At 69.0% G+C, this 14,184-nt stretch carries 15 protein-coding genes; 11 read left to right on the top strand and 4 right to left on the bottom strand.

Features of this window, described 5'->3' with window-relative positions; genetic code table 11:
* Window positions 1–255: 255 nt before the first annotated feature.
* Together AC1RQF_RS11860 and AC1RQF_RS11855 are read left to right on the top strand one after the other, a co-directional pair.
* Window positions 256–984, top strand: coding sequence for a MipA/OmpV family protein (locus AC1RQF_RS11860; RefSeq protein ID WP_492872111.1), 729 nt, complete (start codon window positions 256–258; stop codon window positions 982–984).
* A 19-nt stretch (window positions 985–1,003) separates the two neighbouring features.
* Window positions 1,004–2,185, top strand: coding sequence for an SDR family oxidoreductase (locus tag AC1RQF_RS11855; protein ID WP_492872110.1), 1,182 nt, complete (start codon window positions 1,004–1,006; stop codon window positions 2,183–2,185).
* Window positions 2,186–2,204: 19 nt separating this feature from the next.
* On the opposite strand, the gene hpaR is transcribed toward AC1RQF_RS11855, so the two are convergent.
* Window positions 2,205–2,648 carry a homoprotocatechuate degradation operon regulator HpaR gene (hpaR, locus tag AC1RQF_RS11850; protein WP_273998021.1) on the bottom strand — a complete coding sequence of 148 codons (444 nt, stop codon included), beginning with the start codon at window positions 2,646–2,648 and terminating at the stop codon, window positions 2,205–2,207.
* A gap of 160 nt (window positions 2,649–2,808) precedes the next feature.
* Between hpaR and AC1RQF_RS11845 the strand changes: the two genes are divergently transcribed.
* From AC1RQF_RS11845 to hpaI, 7 genes are all read left to right on the top strand, one after another.
* Window positions 2,809–3,498 (top strand): fumarylacetoacetate hydrolase family protein, encoded by a 690-nt coding sequence (locus AC1RQF_RS11845; RefSeq protein ID WP_273998022.1) that lies wholly within the window; start codon window positions 2,809–2,811, stop codon window positions 3,496–3,498.
* Window positions 3,495–4,259 carry a fumarylacetoacetate hydrolase family protein gene (locus tag AC1RQF_RS11840; RefSeq protein ID WP_492872109.1) on the top strand — a complete coding sequence of 255 codons (765 nt, stop codon included), beginning with the start codon at window positions 3,495–3,497 and terminating at the stop codon, window positions 4,257–4,259. Before AC1RQF_RS11845 ends, AC1RQF_RS11840 begins: the two co-directional genes overlap by 4 nt.
* A 23-nt stretch (window positions 4,260–4,282) precedes the next feature.
* Window positions 4,283–5,746 (top strand): 5-carboxymethyl-2-hydroxymuconate semialdehyde dehydrogenase, encoded by a 1,464-nt coding sequence (gene hpaE, locus AC1RQF_RS11835; protein WP_273998024.1) that lies wholly within the window; start codon window positions 4,283–4,285, stop codon window positions 5,744–5,746.
* A gap of 65 nt (window positions 5,747–5,811) precedes the next feature.
* Entirely contained in the window at window positions 5,812–6,660 is an 849-nt protein-coding gene (gene hpaD / locus AC1RQF_RS11830) for a 3,4-dihydroxyphenylacetate 2,3-dioxygenase (protein WP_273998025.1), read from the top strand.
* Between the two features lie 27 nt (window positions 6,661–6,687).
* Window positions 6,688–7,080, top strand: coding sequence for a 5-carboxymethyl-2-hydroxymuconate Delta-isomerase (locus tag AC1RQF_RS11825; protein ID WP_273998026.1), 393 nt, complete (start codon window positions 6,688–6,690; stop codon window positions 7,078–7,080).
* An 18-nt stretch (window positions 7,081–7,098) separates the two neighbouring features.
* A complete protein-coding gene (gene hpaH, locus AC1RQF_RS11820) occupies window positions 7,099–7,902 on the top strand; it encodes a 2-oxo-hept-4-ene-1,7-dioate hydratase (RefSeq protein WP_273998027.1) in 804 nt (267 codons plus the stop codon).
* Window positions 7,903–7,912: 10 nt separating this feature from the next.
* The gene (hpaI, locus tag AC1RQF_RS11815) at window positions 7,913–8,716 is read left to right on the top strand and encodes a 4-hydroxy-2-oxoheptanedioate aldolase (RefSeq protein WP_273998028.1); all 804 of its coding nucleotides are present in this window, start codon (window positions 7,913–7,915) and stop codon (window positions 8,714–8,716) included.
* 413 nt (window positions 8,717–9,129) lie between these two features.
* Here hpaI and AC1RQF_RS11810 read toward each other — a convergent pair whose 3' ends face one another.
* From AC1RQF_RS11810 to AC1RQF_RS11800, 3 genes are all read right to left on the bottom strand, one after another.
* On the bottom strand, window positions 9,130–10,548 hold the full coding sequence (locus tag AC1RQF_RS11810) for an MFS transporter (protein ID WP_492872108.1): 1,419 nt from the start codon (window positions 10,546–10,548) through the stop codon (window positions 9,130–9,132).
* A gap of 219 nt (window positions 10,549–10,767) precedes the next feature.
* Entirely contained in the window at window positions 10,768–11,733 is a 966-nt protein-coding gene (locus tag AC1RQF_RS11805; RefSeq protein WP_492872107.1) for an alpha/beta hydrolase, read from the bottom strand.
* Between the two features lie 58 nt (window positions 11,734–11,791).
* The gene (locus tag AC1RQF_RS11800; protein ID WP_273998033.1) at window positions 11,792–11,965 is read right to left on the bottom strand and encodes a hypothetical protein; all 174 of its coding nucleotides are present in this window, start codon (window positions 11,963–11,965) and stop codon (window positions 11,792–11,794) included.
* Window positions 11,966–12,416: 451 nt separating this feature from the next.
* Here AC1RQF_RS11800 and AC1RQF_RS11795 point away from each other — a divergent pair, with 451 nt between their 5' ends.
* A complete protein-coding gene (locus tag AC1RQF_RS11795; RefSeq protein WP_443111499.1) occupies window positions 12,417–13,535 on the top strand; it encodes a branched-chain amino acid ABC transporter substrate-binding protein in 1,119 nt (372 codons plus the stop codon).
* Window positions 13,536–13,629: 94 nt separating this feature from the next.
* Window positions 13,630–14,133 carry a hypothetical protein gene (locus AC1RQF_RS11790; protein ID WP_492872106.1) on the top strand — a complete coding sequence of 168 codons (504 nt, stop codon included), beginning with the start codon at window positions 13,630–13,632 and terminating at the stop codon, window positions 14,131–14,133.
* Window positions 14,134–14,184: the final 51 nt, after the last annotated feature.

Raw genomic sequence — 14,184 nt, 5'->3', positions numbered from 1 at the left:
TCTCCTCGGATGACGGCGAGCCGCCCCCACGCCGGGCGGGGGGCGGAGCAGCCGGATTTTAGCCGCGCACCCGCCACGGGGCGAGCGGGCGAGACAATCGCCGACAATCGAACACAATTTCGCACATATTCCCGCAACTTTAGGGACAGTTTGGAAACGCAGGTGCTTCTAGACTGCGAACTCCCTGACTTATATCTCAAAATTGTGCGCGCCAGCCTCAACTCCCTGCGTTACTGCCTGCCCGCGATTGGTTTGATGGCGGCCTTGCCCGCCCAAGCGGAAAACACCTACACCTTCTCGCTCGGCGGCGGCTTCTCGCCCCGCTACCAGGGCAGCAAGGATTATCGCGGCGTGATCGGGCCCGGCTTCTCCGCCGAGTTCGGCAACGGCTTGTTCATCAGCACGACGGACGGGGCGGGCTACCGGCGCGATCTGCCGCACGGCTTCTTCGTCTCGGCCGCCGTCAATTATGCGTTGGGCCGCAAGGACAGCAATCATTTCGGCCTGGACGGCTCCGACTACCTGAAGGGGATGGGCAATGTCCTGGGCTCGGTGATCGTGTCGCTGCAGGGCGGCGTCAAGTTCCTCGGCGAGAACCAGCTGAGCGTGACGCTCGACACGCCGATCACGCATACGTCGCGCGGCCTGTCCGGCCACGTCGATCTCGCGGTGCCGTTCTTCAAGTCGGCGCAGCACCTGCTCGTCGCGACGGGCACCGTGCACGCGGGCTCGGGCCGCTACATGCAGACGTTCTACGGCGTGACCGAGGCGCAGTCGATGACGAGCCAGTTCCGGCCGTATTCGACCAAGGGCGGCATCGACAGCGCATCGATGGCGCTCATGTGGACGTATGACATCTCGAAACGCTGGTCGGTGACGAGCACCACCGGCGTCACCCGATTGTTCGGCGAGTACGGCAACAGCCCGATCGTGCAGTCGAAAACCAATTACTACGGCTTCTCGGCGGTGTCGTACCGATTCTGAGGGGCTGGAAGGAGGTAACGTGTTGATCTGGAAAACCGCTTTGTCGCTGAACTGGCGCACGAGTCTCGTGTCGCCGTCCAGCGCGCCCGCGGCCGCGGCGAATGTCGAGCGGCTGGTGTTGACGGGAGCGACGGGTTTTATCGGCAGCGCGGTGCTGGTCGCGCTCGTCAACGCGGGGCTGGTCGACCGCGTGCGCTGCCTGGTGCGCGCGCGCGACCGGGCCCACGGGCTCGAGCGGCTGCGCGCCGCCGCGCTGCGCGGCGGGCTCGCGCCGTACTGGGTCGAGCGGCTCACCGAGGCGAACGTGATCGTCGGCGAGCTGGGCGGCGTGCTTTCCGCGAACGATCACGCGCAGCTGCGCGCGGCGTCGCACGTGATCAACTGCGCGGGCCTCACGACGCTGTCGCCGAAGACGGCCGAGGCGGCCGCGCACGTCGACGACAGCCTGCGCTTTGCCGAGCGCTTCGCCGGCAGCGCGCGCCTGCAGCGTTTCCTGCACGTGAGCGCGGCGTTCGTCAGCGACGGCGACGGCAGCGGCACGGTGTTCGAGCACGACGACGCGGGCGCGGACGGCGCCGAGCTGACGCCTTACGCAGGCAGCAAGCGCAAGGTCGAGGAACGGCTGCGCGGGCTCGACCTGCCGCTCGTGCTGGCGCGGCCGTCGAGCGTGGTCGGGCATACGATGCTTGGCACCCAGCCTTCGTCGAGCACCTTCTGGATGTTCCGGATCATCCACGCGGCGCGGCGTTTCACCGCGCGCCCGATGACGCGCGTCGACGTGATCTCGGTCGACGACTGCGCGCGTGCGCTGATGCTGCTCGCGGTCAAGCCGGCGCTCGCGCACGACCTGTACCACGTCTCGGTGGGCGACGAGGCGCCGACGGTCACGCAGATCGTGCGCGCGATGGACGAGGCGGAGGGGGTGGAGGGCGTGCCGCGCTATGCGCTGTGCGGGAGCGCGGAATTTCCGCTGATCGCGCGCGGCCTGATCGGCCGGCGCGACCGCGCGCGCGAGCGGCTGGTCGAGCAGGCGCTGCACCTGTACGCGGGCTACGCGGAACTCGACCATATCTTCGACAATGGTCGCGCGCGCGACGAGATCGACTTCGAACCGCTGCCGTTCGTCGATTACGTGAACGAGTGCATGCGCACCTCGCGCGGCATCGGCGTGCTCGACCAGATGCGCGCCGATCTGCCGTGACGCGCGCCGGCCGGCGCGTCTACGACGACGCGCCGCCGACTTCGATCAGCTTGTCGAGCGCGGCGTAGACCTCGCCGAGCGCCTCGGCGCCGAAGCGCTGTTCGAGCAGCCGGTACTGCTCGTCGATGCGCGGCGCGATTTCCGCGACGAGCTGCTGGCTCTGCGGGGTCAGGCTGACGATCAGCCGGCGCTGATCCTCCTGCGCGCGCGTGCGCAGGATCAGGCCGTCGCGCTCCATTCTCTCCAGCACGCCCGTGAGGCTCGGGCTCAGGATGCAGCATCGCTTGGCGATCTGCCCGGCCTCCAGTTCGTGCGAGGCCTCGCTGTCGAGCACCCGGATGATCCGCCATTGCTGCTCGGTCAGCGCGAATTCCTTGAGGATCGGCCGGAACCGGCCCATCAGGGATTCACGCGCCTCGAGCAGCAGCATGGCCAGGTTGCGGTGGTCCAACTTACGGTTCATGGGGATCCGGGGAAGACGTATGATGTCCTTATCTTAGCAGGGCGGATTAGGGGGCGGCATGGTCCCGGCGTCTACGGGTTATCGCGGTTGTACTTTTTCCGGCGTATAGTTAATATATTAACTAATGACATCGAGCCGCGTCGCGGCAAGGAAAGCTGGCATGGAGCTGTCTTGTGTTCATGAAGCCGGGCCGCCCGAGGCGGTGCGCATCGGCACGGTCTACGGCGCGTTGCTGAACGACCGGAGCGCGCTCGCCGCGCTCGGCGACGCGGTCCACCAGCCGCCTTACGGCAAGCCGCCGCAGGCGCCGGTGCTGTATCTCAAGCCCGCGAACACGCATGCGCCCGACGGCGCGGCCGTGATCGTGCCGGCGGGCGTCGAGGCGCTCGAGATCGGCGCGGCGTTCGGCGTCGTGTTCGGGCGGCGCGCGACGCGGGTGTCGCCCGATGCGGCGCTCGCGCACGTGAAGGGGCTGACGCTCGCGAGCGATGTATCGGTTCCGCATCCCGACTATTACCGGCCGGCCGTGCGCCACAAGTGTCGCGACGGCTTCTGTCCGCTCGGCCCGGCGATCGTGCCGCTCGCGCGTCTCGGCGATCCCGGCCGGCTCGCGCTGGGCGTGCGCATCGACGGCGCGCCCGTGTTCGAGGCGAACACCGCGAACCTGGTGCGGCCGATCGCGCAGCTGATCGCCGAGGTGTCGGCGTTCATGTCGTTCGACGCGGGCGACGTGCTGCTGCTCGGCGTCGCGGCGCTCGCGCCGCGCGCCCGCGCGGGCAGCGTGGTCGAGATCGACGCGCCGGGGCTCGGCGTGTTGCGGCATACCCTGGTGGCGGAGGACGCGCGATGAGAACGGCGCGAGTGATCCACAACGGCGCGCTGCATGCGGCCGAACCCGCGGCCGACGGCCGGATCCGCCTCGACACCGGGCGCGTGCTCGACGAAACCGAGGTCGTCTGGCTGCCGCCCGTCGCGCCGCGCACGACCTTCGCGCTCGGCCTCAACTACGCGGACCACGCGAAGGAACTGGCGTTCAAGGCGCCGAGCGAGCCGCTGATCTTCCTGAAGGGGCCGAACACCTTCGTCGGCCATCGCGCGCAGACCGTGCGCCCGGGCGACGCGACCCACATGCATTACGAGTGCGAGCTGGCGGTGGTGATCGGCCGCGCGGCGCGCAACGTGAAGCGCGCGCAGGCGCTCGATCACGTGCTCGGCTACACGGTCGCGAACGACTACGCGATCCGCGACTATCTCGAGAACTACTACCGTCCGAACCTGCGCGTGAAGAACCGCGACACCTGCACGCCGCTCGGGCCGTGGCTCGTGAGCCGGGACGAGATCGACGATCCGCTGAACCTCACGCTGCGCACCACGGTCAACGGCCGCGAGACGCAGCGCGGCAGCACGCGCGACATGATTTTCGACGTCGCCGCGCTGATCGAGTACATCAGCGGCTTCATGACGCTCGCGCCGGGCGACCTGATCCTGACCGGCACGCCCGAGGGGCTGGCCGACACGCAGCCGGGCGACGAGGTCGTGACCGAGATCGAGGGCGTCGGCCGGCTCGTCAACACGATCGTCGCCGAGGCGGATTATCATCGCGCGGGCTGAACCCGTCGCACAAGGAGAGTCAGATGAGCATCAAGCACTGGATCGACGGCCGCGAGGTGGCGAGCCGCGAGACCTTCACGACGACCAATCCCGCGACGGGCGAGGTGATCGCCGAGGTGGCGGCGGGCGGCGAGGCCGAGATCGACGCGGCGGTGCGCGCGGCGAAGGACGCGTTTCCGAAATGGGCGAACACGCCGGCCAAGGAGCGGGCGAAGCTGATGCGCCGCCTGGGCGAGCTGATCGAGCGCAACGTGCCGATGCTCGCCGAACTGGAGACGCAGGACACCGGCCTGCCGATCGCGCAGACCAGGAAGCAGCTGATTCCGCGCGCCTCGGAGAATTTCCATTTCTTCGCCGAGGTGTGCACGCAGATGAACGGGCGCACCTATCCGGTCGACGACCAGATGCTGAACTACACGCTGTACCAGCCGGTCGGCGTGTGCGCGCTGATCTCGCCGTGGAACGTGCCGTTCATGACGGCGACCTGGAAGACCGCGCCGTGCCTCGCGCTCGGCAATACGGCGGTGCTCAAGATGTCCGAGCTGTCGCCGCTGACCGCCGACCAGCTCGGCCGCCTCGCGCTCGAGGCCGGGATCCCGGCCGGCGTGCTCAACGTCGTGCAGGGCTACGGCGCGACGGCCGGCGATGCGCTGGTGCGCCATCCCGATGTGCGCGCCGTGTCGTTTACGGGCGGCACGGTGACCGGCAAGAAGATCATGGAGCGCGCGGGCCTCAAGAAGTACTCGATGGAGCTGGGCGGCAAGTCGCCGGTGCTGGTGTTCGCGGACGCCGACCTCGAACGCGCGCTCGACGCCGCGCTGTTCACGATCTTCTCGATCAACGGCGAGCGCTGCACGGCCGGCTCGCGGATCTTCGTGCAGCGCTCGATCTACGATGCGTTCGTCGCCGAGTTCGCGCGCCGCGCCAACAAGCTGATCGTCGGCGATCCGTCGGACGAGGCGACCCAACTGGGCGCGATGATCACGCGCGCGCACTGGGACAAGGTGACGGGCTACATCCGGATCGGCGAGCAGGAGGGCGCGCGCCTCGTCGCGGGCGGCGCGGACAAGCCCGCGAACCTGCCCGGCCATCTGCGCGACGGCAACTTCGTGCGGCCGACGGTGTTCGCCGACGTCGACAACCGGATGCGGATCGCGCAGGAGGAAATCTTCGGGCCGGTCGCGTGCCTGATCCCGTTCGACGACGAGGACGACGGCCTGCGGCTCGCGAACGACACCGCCTACGGGCTCGCGTCGTACATCTGGACCCAGGACGTCGGCAAGGTGCACCGGCTCGCGCGCGGGATCCAGGCGGGCATGGTGTTCGTCAACAGCCAGAATGTGCGCGACCTGCGCCAGCCGTTCGGCGGCGTGAAGGAATCGGGCACCGGGCGCGAAGGCGGCGAGTACAGCTTCGAGGTGTTCGCCGAGATCAAGAACGTGTGCATTTCGATGGGCAGCCACCACATCCCCCACTGGGGCGCGTGAGGGGCTGAAGACGAACCGCAAGGCCGCCGCCGCGCGATCCGCCGGCAGGCGGCAGGAGACTCACGATGGGCAAGCTGTCCCTCGCCGCGAAGATCACGCACGTGCCGTCGATGTACCTGTCCGAGCTTCCCGGCAGGCATCACGGCTGCCGGGAAGCGGCGATCCGCGGCCACCGGCTGATCGGCGAGCGCTGCCGCGCGCTCGGCGTCGACACGATCGTCGTGTCGGACGTGCACTGGCTCGTCAACGCCGGTTATCACATCAACTGCAACCGGCAGTTCTCGGGCATCTACACCAGCAACGAACTGCCGCATTTCATCCGCGACATGCAGTATGCGTACCCGGGCAACCCGGAACTCGGGCGGCTCATCGCGGCGACCGCGAACGAGCACGGCATCGGCACCCGCGCGCACGAGATCGACAGCCTCGAACTCGAATACGGCACGCTCGTGCCCATGCGCTACATGAACGCCGACCAGCACTTCAAGGTCGTGTCGATCGCGGGCTGGTGCATGTGGCACACGCTCGACGAAAGCCGCCGCTTCGGCGTCGCGCTCAAGGAGGCGATCGAGGCCAGCGGCGCGAACGTCGCGTTCCTCGCGAGCGGCTCGCTGTCGCACCGCTTCAACGACAACGGCAGCCCCGAGGAATCGATCCACGAGATCAGCCGCGAGTTCTTCCGGCAGGTCGACCTGCGGGTCGTCGAGCTGTGGAAGCAGGGCGATTTCGCGACCTTCTGCAAGATGCTGCCCGAGTACAACCAGCATTGCTTCGGCGAGGGCGGCATGCACGACACCGCGATGCTGCTCGGGCTGCTCGGCTGGGATCGCTACGACAAGCCGGTCGAGATCGTCACCGACTATTTCGCCAGCTCGGGCACGGGGCAGATCAACGCGATCTTCCCGCTGCCTTGAGCCTGCGCGACGCAACGGAGGTTTTCTATGCCGCACATCGTGGTCGAGTACACCGACAACATCCGCGACGACGCGCGGATTCCCGCGCTGCTGAAGACGATCAACGACACGCTGATCGCGCAGGGCGGCGCGTTTCCCATCGGCGGGATCCGCTCGCGCGCGCTCGAACTGCATGACTACCGCGTGGCCGACGGCAGCGAGGACGACGCCTTCGTGCACGTCACGCTGAAGATCGGCGCGGGGCGCGACGAGGCGGTGAAGCAGGCCGCATGCGACGCGCTGTTCGACGCGATCAAGGCGCATTTCGCCGAGCTGTACGCGCGCCGCTATCTGGCGCTGTCGATGGAGCTGATCGAATTCAGCGAGGCCGGCACGTACAAGCACAACAACATCCATGCGCGCTACCGGCGCGCGCCCTGACTCCCGGGACTTCCCACCATGCTGGATACCGCCACCATCGACCAGCTCGCGCGCCGGCTGCACGCCGCGGAGCGCGAGCGCAAGCAGATCCGCCAGATCTCGCTCGACCATCCCGACATCACGATCGACGACGCCTATGCGATCCAGCGCAGCTGGGTCGATCTCAAGCTGGCCGAGGGCCGGGCGCTCAAGGGCCACAAGATCGGCCTGACCTCGAAGGCGATGCAGTCGTCGTCGCAGATCGACGAGCCCGACTACGGCGCGCTGCTCGACGACATGTTCTTCGACGACGGCGCGACGATCCCGACCGGGCGCTTCATCGTGCCGCGCGTCGAGGTCGAGCTGGCGTTCGTGCTCGGCAAGCCGCTCAAGGGGCCGGGCTGCACGCTGTTCGACGTTTACGACGCGGTCGACTACGTGGTGCCCGCGCTCGAGATCATCGACGCGCGCAGCCAGTCGATCGACCCCGCCACGCAGCGGCCGCGCAAGGTGTTCGACACGATCGCGGACAACGCGGCGAACGCGGGCGTCGTGCTCGGCGGCCGCCCGGTGCGGCCGATGGACGTCGACCTGCGCTGGGTCGCGGCGATCATGTCGCGCAACGGCGTGGTCGAGGAAACCGGGGTGGCGGCGGGCGTGCTCAATCACCCCGCGAACGGCGTCGCGTGGCTCGCGAACCGGCTCGCGCGCTTCGACGTCACGCTCGCGGCGGGCGAGATCATTCTCGGCGGGTCGTTCACGCGGCCGTGCGCGGCGCGGCCGGGCGACACCTTCAGCGTCGACTACGGTCCGCTCGGCGCGATTCACTGCCATTTCGACTGAGGAGGCGACGATGCGGATGCCGGTCAATCCATTCAAGGCGGCGCTCGCGCGCGGCGACGCGCAGATCGGGCTGTGGCTCGGGCTCGCGAGTCCGTACAGCGCGGAGGTGGTCGCGGGGGCGGGTTTCGATTGGTTGCTGATCGACGGCGAGCACGCGCCGAACCAGGTGCCCGGGATGCTCGCGCAATTGCAGGCGCTGGCCGCGTATCCGTCGCACCCGGTGGTGCGGGTGCCCTGGAACGACCCCGTCGTGATCAAGCAGGTGCTCGACATCGGCGCGCAGTCGCTGCTCGTGCCGATGGTGCAGAGCGCCGAGGAGGCGCGCGCGGCGGTGGCCGCGACCCGCTATCCGCCGCACGGCGTGCGCGGGGTCGGCAGCGCGCTCGCGCGCGCGTCGCGCTGGAATCGCGTCGAGGACTACCTGGCGCGCGCGAACGACGAAATGGCGGTGCTGGTGCAGGTGGAGACGCGCGCGGGGCTGGAGCGGATCGAGGCGATCGCGCGCGTCGAGGGTGTCGACGGGGTGTTCATCGGCCCGGCCGATCTCGCGGCCGATCTTGGCCACCTGGGGCAACCCGGGCATCCCGAGGTCCAGGCGGCGATCGACCGCGCGCTCGCGACGATCGTGGCGGCCGGCAAGGCGGCGGGCATCCTCAGCGCCGACGAGACGGCCGCGCGCCGCTATCTGGCGGCGGGCGCGACGTTTGTCGCGGTAGGCGTCGACACGACGCTGCTCGCGCGCAGCGCGGAGCAGCTTGCCGCGCGCTTCAAGGGCGAGACGCGCGGGTCGGCGCGCGGCGATGGTATTTACTGACTGAGCGGGCGCGGCCGCGGCGCGGCTCGCGTCTACGCGGTGTGACGCGTCGCGGGGCGGGATGCCGCGCCTGCATGTAACGCGGCACCGCGCGTCGCGCGTTTCAAGGGAGAGGCGCGCGACAATGGCACCCGCCGAGCGAGTGCGGCCGCCGCGCTGTGGCCTCGCGATTCACGGTCATGCGCGACGGCGCGCCTTCCGATAACGCGGTGCCGTTCGTTGGGCGTTTCAAGGGAGCCGCGCGCGACGATGCCGCCCGCCGAGCGTGGTGGTGCCGCGATTCACGGTCATGCGGCGTGACGCGTCGTGGGGCTGGACGGCGCGCCTGCATGTAGCGTGGAACCGCTCGGCGCATGTTTCAAGGTCGAGGCGCGGCGCAGGTGTTCGTCGCGCGAATATGGCCGCCGCGCGGCTCACGCCCGCGCGGCTCGCCGCGCCGCGGCGGCGAATGCGCCGATCGCAACCAGCAGCACCAGCGCGATCGCGACGAGCGCGAGGCTGAACGCGGCATAGCCCGTCGCGCCATGCGTCGGCGCGACAAAGCCGCCGAACACGGCAACCCCGAACGCACCGGCGATCTGCCGGAAGAAATTCACGAGGCCCGACACCATCCCGCCGCGCTCCGGCCCGACCGAGCGCATCGCGATCGCGGTGACGAGCGGCGGGATGAAGCCGATGCCGAAGGTGGTCAGCGCGAACGCGGGCAGCATCGCGAGATAGCCGTGGCGCAGCGCGGGCAGCGCGAGCAGCAGCAGGCCCGGGATCATCAGCATGAAGCCGGTGACGATCGCGCGTTCGGGGCCGCGGGCCCGCGCGATGCGCGCGCCGGCCTGATTGCCGAGCACGAGCGGCAGCGTGATCGGGATGAAGGCGAGCCCCGCGCGGGCCGCGCTCATGCCCAGCTGTCCGCGGAAGTACAGGCTCGCGAAGAACACGATGCCGAAGTACGCGAAGTTGATCAGGCCGCCGTATACGAGCCCCTGCTGCAGGCCCGGATTGCCGAAGATGCCGAGCGGGATCGCCGGATGCGCGTGCCGATGCTCGACGGCGAGAAATGCGCCGAAGGCGCCGAATGTCGCGGCGAGCAGCGCGAGCTGCGCGTCGCGGCTCAGCGCCGCGTGGTTGATGATCAGCACCAGCAGCGCCGTCGCGCACGCGAGCAGCAGCCCCTGGCCGAGCCAGTCCAGCGGCGCGGTGGTCCGGCGCGGCGCGGCGTCGACATGGCGCGCGGCGAGCAGCAGGCCCAGCGCGCAGATCGGCAGGTTGATCACGAAGATCCAGCGCCAGCTCGCGAACGCATTGATCAGGCCGCCGATCAGCGGGCCGCAGGTCAGCGCGACGCCCCCGAACGTCACCCAGCCGGATACCAGCGACACGCGTGTCGGTTCGTCGTCGACGAAGCGCTGATTGATCACGGCGAGCGAATTGGGCACCACGAGCGCCGCGCCGAGACCCTGCGCGACGCGTGCGGCGAGCATCAGCGGCGCATCGGGCGCGACCGCGCATGCGAGCGAGGCGAGCGCGAACAGCGCGTAGCCGAGCATCAGGAAGGCGCGGTTGCCATAGCGGTCGCCGAGCACGCCGGCCGACAGCAGCGCGACCGAGAATGCCAGCGTGTAGGTGTTGACGATCCACTGCAAGATCGGGATGCCGGCCTGGAATGCCTGCTGCAGCGCGGGCAGGCTCAGGTTCACGATCGAGACGTCGAGCTGCACGACGAAATAGCCGAGCGAGGTCGCGGCAATGAACGGCGTCAGGCGCGCGGCGCGCGTCGGGGCGGGCGGGGGCGCGTGCGGCAGCGGATCGGACAGGCCGGGGCGGATCGTGGGCATCGTGGGCGTCGCTCGATGAGGGCGGCCGACGGTGCGGCCGGGGCGATTGCGCTGCAAGGATGCGGGGCGCCGGGCCGGGTGTCCAATATATTATTGGGCCGCGATTGAGTCGGGGAAGATATGAGCGCGGGCGCGGGGTGGCGAGGCGGTGCGCGCCGCGCCGGGCGTTTTCGCCGGGCGGCGCGGCGAGTGCCGTCTCGTCCGGCCCGGGGTGTCGGTTCAGCGCCGGGGCGACGTGACGAAGCGCGCGATCGTCTCGGCGAGATCGGGCGCGAGCGGCAGATCCGGGGCGGCGTAGGTCGCGAGGTTCGCCGCGCGGTCGTCGGTGTGAACGGCCTTGAGCACGTGGTTGACGTCCGCGAAGACGGCGAGCGCCGCCGACGGCTGCGCGCGTTGCAGCGCCCGTGCATCGTCGACGCCGACTTGCAGGTCGCGTGCGCCCTGGACGATCAGGACCGGCTTGTCGATCCGCGCGATCAGTTGCGCGGGATCGCGCGCGAACGCGCTGATCAGGAAGCCCTGGATCGACGGATGAAACAGCGCGGCCAACGGCGCGGGCAGCCCGGCCGTGTCGACCCGGCGGCCGGCCGCGAGCGCGTCGAGCGCCCGATCCGCCGTATCGAGCAGCGGCGCGTTCGCGGGATTGGCGCGCAACTGCGTCTTGATCGTCTCGGCGAGCGGCCTGCCGGCCGTCGCGACCAGCACCACGCCGCACAGCGTGTCGGGATGGCGCGCGGCGGCGGCGAGCGCGATGAGTCCGCCCTCGCTGTGCCCGAGCAGCCAGACGCAGCGCGCGCCGGTGCGCTCGCGCAGCAGGCGCGCCCAGGCGAGCGTGTCGTCGACATAGTCGTCGATCGTCACCGCGTTGGGATCCGCGATCGCCTGCCGGCTCGCGAACAGGCCGCGCTTGTCGGTGCGCAGGGTGCTCACCCGTTCGCGCGCAAGCGCATCGGCGAGCAGCGCATAGGGACGCGCGCGCACGCCGAGCGGATTGTCGCCGTCGCGGTCGGTGGGCCCCGAGCCCGGAATGATGAGCACGGCCGCACGGCTGCCGGCGGGCGCGACGAGCGTTCCGGCCAGCCCGCCCCGAGGGCCGGGGAGGTGGAGATCGACGGATGGCGCGCCGCTCCACGCGGGCGAGGTCGCCATCATGGCGGCGGTGAGACCCAGGACGGCTTTCAGCATGTGTCGGCGGGGCTGTCGGTGAGGGAGGCTGCCGCGCGGCGCGGCATGCCCGCCATTATCACTCGCGGGATGCGCGGGCGGCAAAGTCGCGCGCGTCGGCGGCGCGTTGAAGGCGGCGAGTCGATTTCATGAGAAACCGATGCGCGGCATGACGCGATTTTTTGAGCGAATTCCATGAAAAAGCCGATTGGCCGCCATTCGATTTCAATACGAAAAGTGCCTGTCCGTTCATTGCGTCGTTTGTCGGGAAGCAAAGGACCGTGATGACGGCACGGTCACGCTGGATCTGGCATCGGCCTGCGCGTATCGTATGAGACACCGGGCGCATCGGCCGGCCGTATGCGGATTCGCTGCGCGATGTTTCCCCGATCGTTTTGCTTCGGCGTCGAATGAAGCGTTAAAACACGCGATCGCGCGTTTTTGAACGATTGAAGATTCCATGCGGGCGATGCGGGAATGGGTGGCAGTCGCCGCCATTCGTGATTAGAGGGTGACATGGGAGTCAGCCGGTTTTTTGTCGGGATACGATAGCCGATGCCCGGCATGCGGGCCGTGCTGCGGGGGGAAGCGCGCACGGCGGCGCATGCTGGGCGTAGGGCGGATCGACAGGCATCCGGGCCAGGATGCGGCGGTCTCTCACTTTTCAGGAGATACAGATGAAACAAAAGAATGCGCGCAAGTCCATGGTGGTGGGTACGGCAGCGATCCTGTGTTCCATTGCGGCGGCCGATGCGCTGGCCGATCAGGTCGTCAAGATCGGCAGCGTGGAGCCACTGACGGGCGGGATCGCTCACCTGGGCAAGGACAACGAAAACGGCGCGCGTCTCGCAGTCGAGGAAATCAACGCGAAGGGCCTGACGATCGGCGGCCAGAAGATCACGCTGCAACTCGACGGCCAGGACGACGCGGCCGATCCGCGCACGGCCACGCAGGTCGCGCAGAAGCTCGTGGACGACAAGGTCGTGGCGGTCATCGGCCACCTGAACTCGGGCACCTCGATCCCGGCGTCGAAGATCTACAGCGATGCAGGCATCGTGCAGATCTCGCCGTCGGCGACCAACCCGGCCTACACGCAGCAAGGCTTCAAGACCACCTATCGCGTGGTCGCGACCGATGCGCAGCAAGGCCCGGCGCTCGCGAGCTACGCGCAATCGAAGGGCATCAAGAGCGTGGCCGTGGTCGACGATTCGACCGCCTACGGCCAGGGTCTCGCGAACCAGTTCGAGAAGAAGGCGAAGGTGCTCGGCCTCAAGGTGCTGTCGCACGACGCGACCAACGACAAGGCGGTCGACTTCCGCGCGATCCTGACCAAGATCAAGGGCGAGAACCCGGACGCGATCATGTACGGCGGCATGGATGCGACGGGCGGCCCGTTCGCGAAGCAGGCGAGGCAACTGGGCCTGCGCGCGAAGATCTTCTCGGGCGACGGCGTGTGCACCGAGCAGCTGTCCGATCTCGCGGGCGAAGCGGTCGAGAACATCGTCTGCTCGCAGGCGGGCGCGGCGCTCGAGAAGATGCCGGGCGGCGCGGCGTTCCTCGCGAAGTATCAGAAGCGCTTCGGCCAGGCGATCAAGTTCGATGCGCCGTTCGCGTATGACGCGGTGTATATCGTCGTCGATGCGATGAAGCGCGCGAATTCGGTCGATCCGGCCAAGATTCTCGCGGCGATGCCGGCGACGGACTACAAGGGCGTGATCGGTCAGACGATGTTCGATGCGAAGGGCGACCTGAAGCAGAGCGTGATCTCGCTGTACAGCTACAAGAACCTCAAGAAGACCTTCCTCGACGAAGTGAAGATGTGATGAGCTTGCCCGCCCTGCTCTCATCGAGCCGGGCGGGCGGTCGCGGGCCGCGCCGGCAGCATGCGGCGCGGGTTCGCGGCAAGGGGAGACGAATGTGCTGGTATTGACGCGCGGCGCGCGGGCCGGCGTGCTGATCCGGCCGCGCTGGCCCGCGCGCCAGGTGGCGGTGGAGGCCGAGGTGCTCGGCAGGCTGCAGGCCGCGCAGGCGCAATTGCCCGCGACGATCGAACTCGTGCTCACGCGCGGTTTCGAGCCGAGGTCGTCTTCGCTGGGTTTCGCGCGCAACGGATTTCGCGCGGCGGGCAGGGCGATGTTCCGCCTGCTGTATCCGGCGCGGCGCGACGAGATCGCCGATATCTTCGGCGCGAACGGACATGACGTCGACGGCACGCACGTCGACGTATCGTTGCGGCTCGACGGCCGCCGCGTGCGGATGCTGCCGCTGGGCGTGTTCACGCCGCTGGGTTGGCAGCGCCGGCGCGCGCGCCGTTGCGGGCCGGCGCTTGCCTCGGTCAAGGCCGCGCTCGCGGCGCAGGGGTTTCGCATCCACCGCAACCCGACCGAGAGCCTGCAGATTCACTGCGACCTGATTCGCTGATTCTTCGATTCTTCGATGCGCCGGCGCGCATCCGCGCGCCGGTCGAGGCAG

This window comes from Burkholderia sp. GW821-FHT14F03 (genome assembly GCF_058803765.1).
Note: the sequence above shows the minus strand (reverse complement) of the source record. Positions and strands in the feature narration are given on the sequence as shown.

Bases quoted from the DNA above. Each gene is read 5' to 3' on its own strand.
- AC1RQF_RS11860 (WP_492872111.1), top strand. From the start codon at position 256: ATGGCGGCCTTGCCCGCCCAAGCGGAAAACACCTACACCTTCTCGCTC.
- hpaR (WP_273998021.1), bottom strand. From the start codon at position 2,648: ATGAACCGTAAGTTGGACCACCGCAACCTGGCCATGCTGCTGCTCGAG.
- AC1RQF_RS11845 (WP_273998022.1), top strand. From the start codon at position 2,809: ATGGAGCTGTCTTGTGTTCATGAAGCCGGGCCGCCCGAGGCGGTGCGC.
- AC1RQF_RS11840 (WP_492872109.1), top strand. From the start codon at position 3,495: ATGAGAACGGCGCGAGTGATCCACAACGGCGCGCTGCATGCGGCCGAA.
- hpaE (WP_273998024.1), top strand. From the start codon at position 4,283: ATGAGCATCAAGCACTGGATCGACGGCCGCGAGGTGGCGAGCCGCGAG.
- hpaD (WP_273998025.1), top strand. From the start codon at position 5,812: ATGGGCAAGCTGTCCCTCGCCGCGAAGATCACGCACGTGCCGTCGATG.
- AC1RQF_RS11825 (WP_273998026.1), top strand. From the start codon at position 6,688: ATGCCGCACATCGTGGTCGAGTACACCGACAACATCCGCGACGACGCG.
- hpaH (WP_273998027.1), top strand. From the start codon at position 7,099: ATGCTGGATACCGCCACCATCGACCAGCTCGCGCGCCGGCTGCACGCC.
- hpaI (WP_273998028.1), top strand. From the start codon at position 7,913: ATGCGGATGCCGGTCAATCCATTCAAGGCGGCGCTCGCGCGCGGCGAC.
- AC1RQF_RS11810 (WP_492872108.1), bottom strand. From the start codon at position 10,548: ATGCCCACGATCCGCCCCGGCCTGTCCGATCCGCTGCCGCACGCGCCC.
- AC1RQF_RS11805 (WP_492872107.1), bottom strand. From the start codon at position 11,733: ATGCTGAAAGCCGTCCTGGGTCTCACCGCCGCCATGATGGCGACCTCG.
- AC1RQF_RS11800 (WP_273998033.1), bottom strand. From the start codon at position 11,965: ATGAACGGACAGGCACTTTTCGTATTGAAATCGAATGGCGGCCAATCG.
- AC1RQF_RS11795 (WP_443111499.1), top strand. From the start codon at position 12,417: ATGGTGGTGGGTACGGCAGCGATCCTGTGTTCCATTGCGGCGGCCGAT.